This window comes from Solitalea koreensis (genome assembly GCF_900182575.1).
Classification (GTDB): Bacteria; Bacteroidota; Bacteroidia; order Sphingobacteriales; family Sphingobacteriaceae; genus Solitalea; species Solitalea koreensis.
The window spans coordinates 223382-237707 of sequence record NZ_FXSZ01000004.1; the positions used below are offsets into that span (position 1 = coordinate 223382).

At 36.6% G+C, this 14326-nt stretch carries 13 protein-coding genes; 4 read left to right on the forward strand and 9 right to left on the reverse strand.

Annotated elements, in window-relative coordinates; genetic code table 11:
• Positions 1 to 44: 44 nt before the first annotated feature.
• Positions 45 to 1505 carry an SUMF1/EgtB/PvdO family nonheme iron enzyme gene (locus FN756_RS08260; protein WP_142603430.1) on the reverse strand — a complete coding sequence of 487 codons (1461 nt, stop codon included), beginning with the start codon at positions 1503 to 1505 and terminating at the stop codon, positions 45 to 47.
• Between the two features lie 295 nt (positions 1506 to 1800).
• On the opposite strand from FN756_RS08260, the gene porV reads away from it, so the two are divergent.
• The gene (gene porV / locus FN756_RS08265; protein ID WP_142603191.1) at positions 1801 to 2982 is read left to right on the forward strand and encodes a type IX secretion system outer membrane channel protein PorV; all 1182 of its coding nucleotides are present in this window, start codon (positions 1801 to 1803) and stop codon (positions 2980 to 2982) included.
• Between the two features lie 5 nt (positions 2983 to 2987).
• Complete coding sequence (gene ispF, locus FN756_RS08270) at positions 2988 to 3464, forward strand: 2-C-methyl-D-erythritol 2,4-cyclodiphosphate synthase (protein WP_142603192.1); 477 nt, start codon at positions 2988 to 2990, stop codon at positions 3462 to 3464.
• A 72-nt stretch (positions 3465 to 3536) separates the two neighbouring features.
• Here ispF and FN756_RS08275 read toward each other — a convergent pair whose 3' ends face one another.
• Together FN756_RS08275 and FN756_RS08280 are read right to left on the reverse strand one after the other, a co-directional pair.
• A complete protein-coding gene (locus FN756_RS08275) occupies positions 3537 to 4331 on the reverse strand; it encodes a TrmH family RNA methyltransferase (RefSeq protein ID WP_185955228.1) in 795 nt (264 codons plus the stop codon).
• Between the two features lie 68 nt (positions 4332 to 4399).
• Positions 4400 to 4552 carry a FeoB-associated Cys-rich membrane protein gene (locus FN756_RS08280; protein ID WP_142603194.1) on the reverse strand — a complete coding sequence of 51 codons (153 nt, stop codon included), beginning with the start codon at positions 4550 to 4552 and terminating at the stop codon, positions 4400 to 4402.
• A gap of 185 nt (positions 4553 to 4737) precedes the next feature.
• Between FN756_RS08280 and typA the strand changes: the two genes are divergently transcribed.
• Positions 4738 to 6540, forward strand: a complete 1803-nt coding sequence (typA, locus tag FN756_RS08285; protein WP_142603196.1) for a translational GTPase TypA — start codon at positions 4738 to 4740, stop codon at positions 6538 to 6540.
• 138 nt (positions 6541 to 6678) lie between these two features.
• On the opposite strand, the gene FN756_RS08290 is transcribed toward typA, so the two are convergent.
• A complete protein-coding gene (locus FN756_RS08290; RefSeq protein WP_185955229.1) occupies positions 6679 to 8292 on the reverse strand; it encodes a L,D-transpeptidase family protein in 1614 nt (537 codons plus the stop codon).
• A 178-nt stretch (positions 8293 to 8470) separates the two neighbouring features.
• A complete protein-coding gene (locus FN756_RS08295) occupies positions 8471 to 9187 on the reverse strand; it encodes a murein L,D-transpeptidase catalytic domain family protein (RefSeq protein ID WP_246085450.1) in 717 nt (238 codons plus the stop codon).
• A 213-nt stretch (positions 9188 to 9400) separates the two neighbouring features.
• On the opposite strand from FN756_RS08295, the gene FN756_RS08300 reads away from it, so the two are divergent.
• The gene (locus tag FN756_RS08300) at positions 9401 to 9934 is read left to right on the forward strand and encodes a hypothetical protein (RefSeq protein WP_142603200.1); all 534 of its coding nucleotides are present in this window, start codon (positions 9401 to 9403) and stop codon (positions 9932 to 9934) included.
• 14 nt (positions 9935 to 9948) lie between these two features.
• Here the strand turns inward: FN756_RS08300 and FN756_RS08305 are convergent, their stop codons facing one another.
• From FN756_RS08305 to FN756_RS08320, 4 genes are all read right to left on the reverse strand, one after another.
• Positions 9949 to 11427 (reverse strand): lipopolysaccharide biosynthesis protein, encoded by a 1479-nt coding sequence (locus FN756_RS08305; protein ID WP_142603201.1) that lies wholly within the window; start codon positions 11425 to 11427, stop codon positions 9949 to 9951.
• Between the two features lie 31 nt (positions 11428 to 11458).
• Positions 11459 to 11926, reverse strand: coding sequence for a GNAT family N-acetyltransferase (locus tag FN756_RS08310; RefSeq protein ID WP_142603203.1), 468 nt, complete (start codon positions 11924 to 11926; stop codon positions 11459 to 11461).
• A gap of 49 nt (positions 11927 to 11975) precedes the next feature.
• Complete coding sequence (locus FN756_RS08315; protein ID WP_142603204.1) at positions 11976 to 12695, reverse strand: hypothetical protein; 720 nt, start codon at positions 12693 to 12695, stop codon at positions 11976 to 11978.
• A 242-nt stretch (positions 12696 to 12937) separates the two neighbouring features.
• Positions 12938 to 14233: a glycosyltransferase gene (locus FN756_RS08320; protein WP_142603206.1), complete on the reverse strand. Its 1296-nt coding sequence runs from the start codon at positions 14231 to 14233 to the stop codon at positions 12938 to 12940.
• Positions 14234 to 14326 lie beyond the last annotated feature (93 nt).

Below are 14326 nucleotides of genomic sequence, written 5' to 3' on the forward strand. Positions count from 1 at the left end.
CTTTCCAATGCAGGAAAGCCTTTTTTGTTATAAATTAATTCTTCTTATTTAGATTTGAAAGAAGGTTTGTTTTTGGTTTTACCTATAGAAGGAGGGCCAACACGACCCATTGCACAACGGAATCCGATTTCAGCTGAAGCTGAATCTTGAGCCAAAAAGCGACGAGATCCAGGTGTTAACCAGTATGCACGGTCGTTCCAAGAACCACCTTTGTAAACACGTGATTTATTTGTAATCAATGAAGTAGCTGGGTATCCGTACATTTCCATTGGGTCATCCTGACCACGTACATCATCCTTCTTAACGATATGTTTACCATCAACAGTTATTTTTACCGTATCAGGAATACGAGGAATGCGACCTAAACTGTCTTTTTTAACATAGTTGCCATTTTTTTCTTTGGCCTTGATTTTAAATTCATTACCACGGAATGGATTTAAATCACTAACATCTTCGAATGAAAGAGGGCGATAAACGTCTTGCACCCATTCGTTCACATTTCCGGCCATATTGTATAAGCCAAAATCATTAGGCAAATAACTTTTTACAGGGGCAGTAATGTCAGCATCATCATTTAAATAGCCGGCAACACCACTATTGTCACCTTTTCCACGTTTGAAGTTAGCCAAAAATAAACCCTGAGTTTTTCCATGTGCACTACGTTGAGTTAAGCCATTCCAAGGATAAATCTTTCTTTCTTGAATGTTTTCGTATTTAACATTCCCTTTTAGAGAAAGAGCTGCATATTCCCACTCTGCTTCCGTAGGTAAACGATATTCGCCAGGGAGCATAATGCCATCAGACATACGCACCGGACGAGTTTTATTAGCTGCTCCTGGATCCAGATTTTTCACTCCTTTGCCAACCAAACCTTCATACTGCCCAGCATAGTAAGAATCAGTGGTGAAATTATCAGCACCGGCCTGGTTAGTATTAGGTTTCATAATTCCTTTACTGATCAGAATCTGCTCATTTGCGCGATCTGTTCTCCAAATGCAATAGGCTTGAGCCTGATCCCAACTAACACCTACAACCGGGTAGTCTTGAAAAGCGGGGTGGCGTAAATAATTATCGACATAAGGCTCATTATACGCAAGAGGGTTTCTCCAAACCAATGTGTCTGGCAAAGCTTGCTGGTAAACCTGAGGGTTATTTTTGTAAACGCGGCCCAACCAGTATAAATACTCTAACCAATCAATGTTGGCTACCTCAGTTTCATCCATATAAAACGAAGTAACAGTTACTCTTCTTTCAGAGTTGTTGTTTTCATAGGCCAAATCTTGTTCAATAGATCCCATTACAAAAGTACCACCTTCAATGGGAACTAAGCCTGGCCCGATTTTGTCATTTTTGTAGGGCACTTTTTGAAAACCACCGTTTTTTGAGTCGTTGTAATTCCATCCTGTAGTTGAAGATTTACTTTTGTTGAGTTTACTGCAACCCGTAAATGCTATTGGCAACGTTAGGACCGACGCCAGTATCAGGAGTTTAGTAGATTTTTTCATCATCACTTATGCAAATTGGTTTTGATTTAAAAGGATTCAAATCTATGATTTAAATTGGTAGTATAAATTTTCTTATTCAATTATACTGTTTTTTGCTGAAAATGGTTGCAGTAATAGTAAAAGTTATATTTTAGTCTTTTATCAAAAGTATTTTACTTTTATTGCAACTTATTTCATGGACGCTCTTGGTTGAATTAATGATGTTTACTTCAGGTATATATAATTAAAGTTGCGAATTATGTGTGTTGATTATAAGTGGGTTAAGTCACAGCAATCTATGGGCCAGTATTAAGATATGGTTAAATTATTAAAACAAATAGTTTTTTTCGGGACGGGTGTTTTTTGTTCGCTCATTAGTGTTGCAAATGCTCAAACTATTGATGGAGGAACTCAGCCGGATGGTAAAGCTCGTAATTCAATTACAACTGCAGTTCCTTTTTTGCTAATTTCACCTGATTCTCGAGCAGGAGCAATGGGAGATGTTGGTGCTGCAACTACTGCAGATGTAAGTTCAATGCACTGGAATCCGGCTAAATATGCTTTTGCAAAAGATGGGTCTGGGGTAGGTATAAACTATAGTCCATGGTTAAGGTCTCTGGGCGTCAATGATATTAACTTGGCCTATATTTCTGGTTATCATCGTTTTGATGATCAGCAGACCCTCGCCGGTTCGCTTCGTTTCTTCTCACTTGGAGATATTACATTTACTGATAATTCAGGGAACCCTTTTCAGCAAATTAATCCTAGTGAATATGCAATTGACGCTGCTTACATTCGAAAATTAAGTAATCTGTTTTCAATCGCAATGGCGGCTCGTTACATTCACTCAAATCTTGGTTCAGGTAATTTTAACGGAAATGAGATAAGCCCAGGAAATGCTTTCGCTGCAGATGTTGCCGTTTATTATAATAAAAACACTATTTTTTTGAATACAGATGCCAACTTGGCTTGGGGGGTAAATATTTCTAATATTGGGACCAAAATGCAATATGGTGTTCATAAGAATTTTATTCCGACTAATTTGAAAATTGGAGGATCATCAACATTTAATTTTGATGAGAAGAACTCTCTGGCCATTGCACTTGATTTCAATAAACTTTTGGTTCCTACCAATCCAATTTATGATAGTGAAGGGAATATAGTTGCAGGTAAGGATCCTGATAAAACGGTTCCCGCGGCTATTTTTGGATCGTTTACAGATGCTCCTGGCGGTTTTAAAGAAGAGCTAAATGAGGTGAGCATTGCAATGGGATTGGAATATTGGTTTAATCATTTGATTGCCCTTCGCACAGGGTATTTTTACGAAAATCCTCAAAAAGGGGACAGGCGTTATTTTACCTTAGGAGCAGGTATTCAATACAACTCCATTAATTTTGATTTCTCCTATTTAGTACCGGGAGCTACTAAAAATCCACTTGATAAAACCGTAAGGTTCTCAGTTTTATTTAATTTTGGAAAAGATAAAACTGGTAAATAATAGAAATGAAGATAAAAGTAGGCTTTGGCTTTGATGTCCATCAGTTAGTTGATGGACATCCTTTTTTTATGGGAGGAGTGCATTTGGAAGCTCAAAAGGGGGCTTTTGGCCATTCGGATGCAGATGTGTTATTGCATGCAATTTGTGATGCCTTATTGGGTGCGGCTAATCTTCGCGATATTGGATTTCATTTTTCTAATAAAGATGAGCGTTGGAAAGGCATCAGTAGTCTTGTTTTACTCAAGGAATGCGTTAAAATGTTGACAGAGAAAGGATGGACAGTTGGTAACATTGATGCAATGATCTGTTTAGAAGCACCCAAAATAAATCCACATATACCTGCCATGCAAAAAAATATTGCTGAAGCGATTGGGATTGAAGTTGAAGATGTTTCTATTAAAGCAACAACAAATGAAACGATGGGATTTATTGGAAGACAAGAAGGAGTGGTAGCTTACGCCGTTGTGCTGATAAATAAATAATGATATGATGACTGAATGAGAGAAGGGTCGAATATTCGAATACATCATTCGGTCATTCAGTCGTTCTCTCATTTAGTCATTATGAAACCCTCTTTGTCTCATCGCTTCAAACGCTAAAATAGCTGTAGAGGTAGAGACATTAAGCGAATCAATTTGACCACGCATCGGGATTTTGATTTGTTGATCAGCTTCATTTAACCATTTTTCGCTGAGACCTGTGGCTTCGGTTCCCATTACAATCGCGCAAGCAGAAGCAAGATCGGTTTCGTGATAAAACTCCTTGGCTGTGAGCGCAGCTGCATAACTTTTAATATTTTTTGTTTTCAACCAATGCAATACTTCTTCGCTGGTTGAGGCAACAATTTGCGTAGTAAATGCGCAGCCTACGCTTGATCGTATGGCATTGGGATTATAAATATCTGTTTTAGGGTCGCAAACAATTACGGCATCAACTTGGGCGGCATCGGCGGTACGAAGAATTGCGCCTAGATTTCCGGGTTTTTCTACCGCTTCTAAAATGATAAGGAAAGGAGTTTTATTTAATACCAATGTGTCGAGCGATAAATATTTAGGTTCAGCAACTATCACCAAGCCATCTGAACCCTCGCGGTATGCTATTTTGTCGAAAACATCTTTACTGATGTAAAAAATATCTCGTTGAGCTACTCCTTCTATTTTTTCATCTCCCCATATTTCAGGACAAACAAATAAGGTTCGGATTTTAAATCCTGCACTAATAGCTAAACCTAATTCGCGGTTTCCTTCAAAAACGATCAGGTTTTGGTTTCTTCGTTCAGAAGATTTTTCCTGAAGTTTAAGTACATTTTTAATTTTAGGGTTGTGGGTAGACGATATTAGATCGATCATGATTCAAGAAGTAATGCGCAAATGTAAGAAGGAAAAGGGAAGATAGGCACTGGGAATAGTATGGAAATCTATTTCTTTTCAATTTCAGAAAAATCCACACCACATTTACAGTTAGCCCCGCATTTCTTATTTTTAGGCCTTACTGTTCGGTAGAGAATTCTTCCCACATAAAGCAACGCTGCTAAAAATAAAATTCCGACTATAATTTCCTGAAAATTCATGTTGCAAAGTTATTGAGATTTAATCTAAACTAGAAACGACGGGGATAAACAATTGTAGCTTAATGTCATAAATTTCAAAGGATTTGTCATTGCACATGAAATAAAATCCTTATAATCTTATAATCAGTTTAATCCGTCATTAAAAAACACTACCTTTGCGGCTGATTTTAGAATACCCTATTTTCATGCAAAATATAAGAAACATTGCGATTATCGCACACGTTGACCACGGTAAAACTACTTTGGTTGACAAGATTTTACACACTTGCTCTCTTTTCCGTGATAACCAGGAAACTGGCGAGTTAATCCTTGACAATAACGACCTTGAACGTGAACGTGGTATTACCATTGTTTCTAAGAACGTTTCGGTAAACTATAAAGGAACTAAAATTAACATCATTGATACTCCTGGTCACGCCGACTTTGGTGGCGAGGTTGAGCGTGTGTTGAAGATGGCTGATGGTGTATTGCTATTGGTGGATGCTTTTGAAGGCCCAATGCCTCAAACGCGTTTCGTGACACAAAAAGCGCTTGCTTTAGGTTTGAAACCGATTGTGGTTATTAATAAGGTAGATAAAGAAAACTGCCGTCCTGATGAAGTACATGAAAATGTATTTGAATTATTCTTTAACCTTGAAGCTACTGAAGATCAGTTAGATTTCCCTGCTATTTACGGGTCGTCAAAACAAGGTTGGATGAGTACTGACTACACTAAAAAGACAGAAGATATTCTTCCGTTGTTAGATGCAGTTATTGAACACATTCCTGCTCCTCCTGTTTCTGAAGGTACGTTACAGATGCAAATCACCTCATTGGATTTCTCTAAATTCGTAGGTCGTATTGCAGTAGGTCGTATTGCACGTGGAACCATCTCTGAAAACCAACCTGTAACATTAATGAAAAAGGATGGTAAACTAGTGCGTTCACGTGTTAAGGAACTTTATACTTTTGAAGGTTTAGGTAAAGTGAGAGTTGAATCGGTTAAAGCCGGTGATATTTGTGCTGTTGTTGGTATTGAAGGTTTTGATATAGGTGATACTATCGCTGATTTTGAAAATCCTGAAGCATTACCGGTAATGCATATCGATGAACCTACCATGAACATGTTGTTTACTATTAACAACTCTCCATTCTTTGGTAAAGAAGGTAAATTCGTTACCTCTCGTCACTTAATTGAGCGTTTGGAGAAGGAAATGGAGAAAAACCTTGCATTAAAGGTTGAGCCTACTGCTTCTAATGATGCATACTTGGTATTCGGTCGTGGTATTCTTCACTTATCGGTATTGATTGAAACCATGCGTCGTGAAGGTTACGAGCTGCAGGTTGGTCAGCCACAGGTAATCATTAAAGAAATTGATGGTGTTAAATGTGAGCCAATTGAAACGTTGATCGTTGACGTTCCAGCTGAAACAGCAGGTAAAGTAATTGAATTGGCAACTATGCGTAAAGGCGAGTTGTTAATTATGGAACCTAAAGGCGATTTACAACACTTAGAGTTTGAAATACCTTCACGTGGTATCATCGGTTTGCGTAACAGCGTTTTAACGGCTACTGCCGGTGAAGCAATTATGGCGCACCGTTTCAAATCATACGAGCCTTGGAAGGGTGATATTTCTCAACGTTCAGCAGGCGTATTGATTTCTATGGATAAAGGTTCATCTACTGCTTATCGTATCGATAAATTGCAAGATCGTGGTACGTTTTTCGTTGATCCGGGAGAAGAAGTATACGAGGGTATGATTATAGGTGAGCACAGCCGTGATTCAGATTTAACTGTAAACATTACTGAAGGTAAGCAGTTGACCAACTTCCGTACTACTTCAAAAGATGATGCAACTCGAATTGCTCCGGCAATTAAGTTTTCACTAGAAGAGGCTATGGAATATATTCAAGCTGATGAGTATGTTGAAGTAACCCCTCAAAGTATGCGTCTGCGCAAAATCATTTTGAGAGAAAATGAGCGTCAGGTTGCTGCTAAGAAAAAATAATAGTCTTTAATATTCAGATTATAATAATATAAGAAGCCGGCTAGTTATTAGTCGGCTTTTTTGTGTTTACGCTTTTCTTTTCTTAAACTCATCAATATGTTTTAGTCCTTAAAGTCGTGTTTAGTTTTGAAGATTGTTTTATTTGGATGTGTCTTCGTCGCTCTGAAGAAAAAGTTGTTTGGCTAACTTTGCATCGTGGCCATAAATATCAGCTCTGAAATTTAATCGATTATTTTCATCTACCCAGGCCGTGAGGTAATTTATAAATACCGGTACCATTTTTTTTAGAATTACAACCTTTTCCTCTCCATTATACATGGTTTCTTTTATTTTTTCGTCGGTCCATGAAGTATCGGCTTTTAGAAGAAATTGCGCTAGTTTTAATGGTTCCTCTATTCGGATGCAGCCATGACTAAACATTCGATTCGTTTGATTGAACAGGCCTTTCTCCGGAGTGTCATGTAAATAGATATTATATTCATTGGGAAAGATAAATTTTACATACCCTAAGGCATTTTTCGCTCCGGGTTTTTGTCGAATTGAATATGGAAATCTGGATTCTTGATATTTACTCCAGGTAATACTGGCAGGATTCATCACTTTTTCTCCACTTCTGATCTCCATGTTATGATGTGCGATATAACTTGGCTTTTTTATCATTTCAGGGATTATTTCTGATTTTATTATACTTTGAGGGATGTTCCAATAAGGGCTGAACACAATATATTTCATATTACTGGTAAACGAAATTGTATTAGTGCCTGCTTTACCTACAATTACAGAACAACTCCAGCTAAGAGTTGATCCTTCATATACGTGCATCTTGAATTCAGGAATATTTACAATTATAAAAGTAGTGTTTGGTTTCGCTTGCATCCATTTACTTCGTTCAAGATTAACCAGGATTTGCAATACTCTGTCATGAATGGGCCGGTTTAATTGCGATAAAACTTGAGGGCCAATTACACCATCCTCCTTGAGGCCATTGCTCTTTTGAAATTCTACAACAGCTTCCTTAAGCTCTTTGGTAAAAAGAGTTGAACGATCATTTGTAGTTAAGTCCCCAAATAAATACAACCGTGTTTTTATTTCAGGTACTGAACCGTTTTTGCTCCCCACTTTAAGCACCGTTGTTTTTAACTCAATACTGTCCCAATTGTTTTTTTTTTCAATTGCATAATATTTCCTTAAAGAATTTAAGAGTAGATCAAACTGATTATTTAGTGTTATCGAATCAAATTTGGAATTTGGAGCATTTTTTAAAAGATGAGTAATCGCCGAATCTGTTGATATTTTATGGAGAGGAATAAACCAGTTAATATCTTTCATTCGTTCATTATCTCCATGATGAATGAAATTAATGAAGTAATAAAAATTGCCTGTAAGTAATAAATCCATTTGTCTTTTTAGAGTGTCAGGTAATGGATCATTGTCGGGAAAGGTTTCTAAATGTGAATAGATTATCTTTAATTCCGGGAAAATCACCATCTTATTTCCAGAATTAAGAGTTGTATAACTATGTAATGCATTAATAAAGCTTTTGGCTGATTCAGTCAATTCAGTGCTGTCAAACCATGCATGCTTAAAATTTCGATTTTTATAAAAGTTAACTATTGAATCTGAAAAAAACCTTAAAAAGTCGTTTTGTGCTACTTCTTTCTGAATCCAGTTACTGTCAATATATAAGGTTTGGTTTGCATGAGTACTGTCAGAAAAAATAAGGGGTTTACTTGGAGATTGGGCTGGGCTCAAGAGAAGACCTATTAGAAAAAGAAAAGAACCAAACGTTAAAATTGATTTGGGGAAAACCATGATCCTTCAATTTAATTGTATTAGTCAATTAGAGAAATGAATAGCTATAACCAAGGATAATTAATTTACAAAAAAAAGGCCTCAAAGACAATTCTTTAAGGCCTGATAGCAGGTGAGATTAGGATCTCAAATATTTGGAGTAGTCATTGTAGTGTGGATCATTACCTGCAATAAAAATTACCGCACCATCTTTAATGGTGTCAATAATTTTCTTGTTTAGTTCAGGCGGCAATGCAGGGCAACCCCAACTTCGACCAAGCATGCCATGAGTCTTTATAAACTGTTGAGATACATAATTGGCTGAATGAACGATAATCTGACGTTCTCTGGCATTGTCATTAATACCGGCTTCCAGGCCATTTAAAATCATGGCATATCCGTGCTTAGGGCTATTAATTACTTCGCCTGCCAAATAAAAGCCAAGGCTGCTTTGTAAAGAACCATTCTTGTTGGAAAATTGAGAAGCAAACTTTTCTCCTGAATTTTTTCCATGAGCCACAAGACTTTGATATAATAATTGCTTTTTCTGCACATCAATAACAAATAAACGTTCTTCGTTTGAAGGTTTATTGAAATCGATAATTGCCAAAATCTTTTTCTTCGGATTTATTTTGTTAAATCCATTCATTGCATTGAAAAGTACCTTATAATCGATCAGTTGACTTAAACCTGTTTGAGTATAAAGTAATTCAGTTTCCAATACTTTTGAAAGAGATGCTATCGGAGCATCCGGGGTTTTGGTGGTTGTTGTATTGTTGGAGTAAGTACTGGTTGTTGTAATTGAAAAAATAAATAAAAGTGTAGCCTTAACTAATCCATTCATCTTTAATCCCATTGCTTTAGTTTTAGTCTTCTTGTACGAAGTTGTAAGTGGTTGGGTTACAAATATTTACTATTTTATTGCATGAAATTGTGCTTGAATGAAAAGAAATGTCTTTATAAAAGATAAGAATAAAATTTATTAATTAAGAATGAATTGGGAAATATTGGCCGTGCTTTTCAAGTAATTGTAAATGAGTAGTTTTAATCCAGTTCATAAATTTACGTTATGAATGCAGATAATATTCGTTTCAATTCTTTAAAACATCATCTGGGCTATATTCAACAATTTGTGTTATTTCCTTCGGTTCACTGGCAGGATGAATTGCTAACGCTGGGGCATTTAGCTTTCGATATCTATACCGGTTTGCTTACGGTATCAGAGAAAGATAAAGAGGTGCTACAAATATTGAAGACTCATGGGGTGATTGATCGTTCTTCTTATTTGCAATTTATAGGCAATATTAATGGCTATAAACTTATTTCGCTGTCGGATGAAAGTGCATGGATATTGCGATGGGGGACAGATGAAAACGAATTTATTCATTTACATCCGGCGAGATTTGGACAATACATCATTCGAGTGAAAGCATCAGCTTTAAAAACAGCTATTGCGCTGGCCATCTCATTAAAGAATAAGATGCAGCCGAACTTAGATGCAATAAATCAGGCAAGAAATTTTATGCAATTACCAATTATTGGTCCCAAAGGAATGGATAGTATAGTCCGCCTTTTTTATATGATTAAGAGAGATGAAGTGTAGTATCCCTGTTTTTTCTATCCTAAATACTTTTTCACATTCTTCTCAATTACCTCATTCATTTCTTGAGATAGGTTGAAATACCAAATTAGTCCAATGTAGGCAATTGTAATGAAGGCAGAACGCACAAAAATATCGAAGTAGAAGTTAGGAAGGGCTGGCATCAATTTAATAAGAAACAGAATGCCGACGCCAATTAATAAGATATAAAGATTTTTGATGTTAAAAGGCTGCATGCCAAATTTTATCCAAACAAACAGGAAACGAAACAGATTGAAAAATAGAGTGGCCGAAGCAGCAGCTAACGCAGCACCTGTAATACCAAAAAGTGGAATGAAGAGATAGTTTGCAGCAATTACAACGACAATCAATGCAATGAAAAAGTAGGTGTCGAACCTGAAGTACCTGGAGGTTGCCAAAATCACTCCATTTACACCCGTAGCCATGTCAAATAAGCTGCCCAAGCCCACGAATAAGATTACATATTTTCCTGCTTCATATTCTTTAGGTAAAAGATAAAAAACATTATCAATGTTGGCCCAAATACCTACAAATAATAAAAGACCCAGTAAAAGTTGATTGATACAGCTTTTTCGATAAATGGATTTAATGGATGACAGATCGTTCTCTTTCCATTTATCTGCAATGATTGTTCCCGCCACTCTATACATTACTCTCGAGGGCATCGCTATCACTGTTCCGAAGAAAATGGTAATCCCATAAATTCCGGTTTGACTTAATCCCAGCATTTTACTGATCATGATTTTGTCGATGTATTGAATGATCATGGTTGTAAAGCCACTAAGTATAGCAAAAAAGCTGATTGCTGCCATGGAACGAACAATGTCTTTGTCAAGAAATTCGAAGTCGGGTTGTAATGTAAAATTGCCATCACGTGCTAATTTTAATCCAATTATTAGCGTAGGTAGGATATTAGCGGCCAGCCAGATGACCATAAATTTTTCAAAATTCATGGTCGTGAACATAAGTAGGGCGGTAGCAATTGCAACAAAGAACTTTTGGAAGAACTCACGAAGTGCAGTTCCGGTTACTGTATCATAAAGGGCACGATTGTAATTGTCAAACACACCAAAAAACAGCAATGCAAAACTTAATAACATTAATGCAAATCTGTATTTCTCAAATACAATTGAATCAGCATTATGAGCGCCCAAAAGTTCAGGCCCTCCAATCCATATGATTAGGCTGCAAAGAATGAAGCCGGCACTGGAAACCAAAATTGAAAGAAATAAAAAACCGTGATTGTTTTTATCTTGATTTCTGAAATACGGAAAATAACGTACTGATGCACTTTGAAAACCAAGGCTACTCAGTTGAACTATAATAGCAGAATAAGAGAGCAATAATTCAAGGATTCCATTTTGTTCGGCACTTAATGCTCTGGGGCGTAAATAAACGGAGGTTATAAAGCCAACGATAACTCCCAAGTAAGAGTAAAAAGTTCCTTTAATGGTTTGTTTTTGGATGATTCCCATGAAAATATGGCTCGCCTACAGAATGAAATGATTATTGCTTCTTTTTGGTATAAACAAAGCTAGGGAACCCTTTAAACTCAAGTTCTGATAAAAGTTCAAAACCAGCATGTTGAAAAGCTTTAACAGAGGCCATGTTATCTTTTTTGATATAAGCTGATATTGTATCGGCAGGATACTGCTCGAAATAGTAATTGCACGCTTCTTGAACCATGCTAGTGGCTAATAAGCGTCCTCTGAAATCTTTATCAATTGAAATTCTGATAAAGTTCTCGTTTTCCTTACGATCAAATAATACCTGGCCAATAGGAATTCCACTTTTTTCATATTCAAAAACAAGAAAGATCGTATTCGGGTCCTGCAATTTTGAATTAAACCAGCTTACATGGGTTGCATAAGGAATCTTACCTGGAGAATAAGAGTTACGTCGTGTATGTTCTTCATTTGCCCATTTAAAGTATAAGTCGAGGTCAGTAGGTTGGGCTAATCGAAATCTTATCATAAGTATTTATGGTATTCAAACATTAAATTAATATATACGTGACCCAAAATTATACATTAGGAATTGATTTTCGTTCGAATGCATCAATATAACTTTTTTCACTTGAGTTAAAAATATTAACTCCTTGTGAATCAGCGTAACTTCTTAATACAAGGTAGCTGTAAAAAGCTTTTGAAATCAATTCGAAAAATTTATGAATTCCGTACTCTTTCGGATCATGCGCTCTTGATTTCATTTCAATTTCTTTTCCTTTTTCATTATAGAAGTGCTTATCTGTTATTACTATATCATTGCTGTTGTCTACAATTAATTGTTCATGCCAACTATGATCTGCACCTAATAAATACACATTTTTAAATTTCCGATTGATGGCAATGAAAATACAGGCGTTAAGTATATTTTGACATTGAGGCATCGCTAAATTATGGCTAAAAAGCCAGTGTTTAACCCATTTAAATCCTTTAGCAACAACGTAGTTATAGTAACAAATGTTAATATTCGGATTTGACTTTTTAAGTTCTAAATGGAACGAATTACGAGCCGATTTTGCAGGCATAAAAATGGTTATTGGCCAGCTTACATCAGTTGCCAGATGTTCGAACGTTTTTTTTACGGCCTCTATTGGAGTTTGTTTTCCGTCGTATGCAGTAAAATATTGATCAAGGAAAATATAATTTGCTGGTTTCAAATCGACGAAATAAGGAGAGACAGCAAAACTGTTGACTACAAATAATTCAGATTTTTGTAGTAAATCACGATGCTTTCCCATGGAGAGATTTAATGAAGGCCCATTTCCAAGAATGTAGCAGGAAGAAGCAGTGGACAACGGCAGTTTCAACCCAAATTTTGATCGGAGGAGAACTTTAATTATGGATATAATCGATTCAAATAGTTGTTGCGAAAATCGCCCAATAGAGTTGATGACCTGTTCTAGCATGTATCAAAATAAAATTATAGAAGAGGTGCGAAATTAAATTAAATTTTAGCAACCTGCGCAAAAGTACTAATTCTCTAAAAAGCTTCCTGTTCCTGTATCGATGAGGTAAGTATCGATTCGTATATCTCTATATACTTGTGAGCGACAACACTTTCGCTATAAGCGTTAGCCACTTTTTCGCGCATGGTGTTGCCTACTTGAACAGTATCGGACTCAAATAAAGCCCAATGAATACCTTTAGCAATATCTTCGCTGTTTAAGTAATTGGCCAGGTAGCCATTTGTTTTATGATCGATAATATCGACTGGACCACTATTGTTAAATGCAATGGGAATGGAGCCACAACTCATGGCCTCAATTAACGTTTGGCCGAATGTTTCATACAAAGAAGTGCTAACAACGGCATTGGATGCTGCATAAAACAGCGGCATCAGTTGTTGGTCATTTATTCTGCCGAAATATTTATAGTCACAAGGAATTTCATTTAAAAAATCAGGGTCATTTTTTATTTCCCCGACTATCATCAAAAAAAGCTGGTTTTTTACAGTTGCATCTTTAGTTAGCATACTTAACGCTTCTTTTAAGTATTGAAAGCCTTTGATAGGGTCGTTTATCTTAGCTGCAGAAAAGAGGATGATTTTTTTTCCAGCAGGTAGGCCCAATTGCTGTCGAGTTTCAATTTTAGGAAGTGGCTGAAAAGCGTCGATGTTGATAACGTTCGGGATGGTTTTTACCGCTTTCTCTCTCCATAATGATGAATGCCTGACCTGTTGTGCCAGCCAGCTGCTTACTGCAACAGGATGGATGTTATTGCGTTTAAGCAACGTGTTTTTTTTAAGCCAGATTCGATGGGATAAATCATTATGAGTAGGATGTTGTAAAAAATGACAATTACCGCAGCTTTCCTGAAAATGTAAACACCCCAATGAGTGATGGCAAATACCAGTTAATGGCCACATGTCATGCATAGTCCAAACGATGGGTTTTCCTGTATTGATGAGTTGTTGGATGTTTTTAAGTGATAGAAAACCTTGGTTTACCCAGTGCAGGTGAATAACATCTGCTTCATTCACTGCCTTTGTTTTACTGAGGTCAATTCCGATATTGGCTATGGATACAGCAAAAAGATGTTTTTTGCTTAACGAATTATTCAGAAAGATAGTTAGACGTTCCCATGCAAATTTGAAAAAATTAAGTTTGGAGATGAAGGTAGATCTGTTTACGGATACAATATTTTCATCAACTGTGCTTTTGTCGCGGACAATCATGGTAGCATGCACTCCTGATTTGCGCAAGGCCTGCATTAATCGTTTACAGGCAATGGCAGCACCGCCGGTTTGTTCAGCTGTATTAATTAGCACAATTTTCATGGAGCAAAGCTAAGTAATTAAATTAATGCTGCTCAACGATCGCCGGCCTGAAAGAGAGAATCGAGAAATTAGTTACTTTTACAACTTTTACAT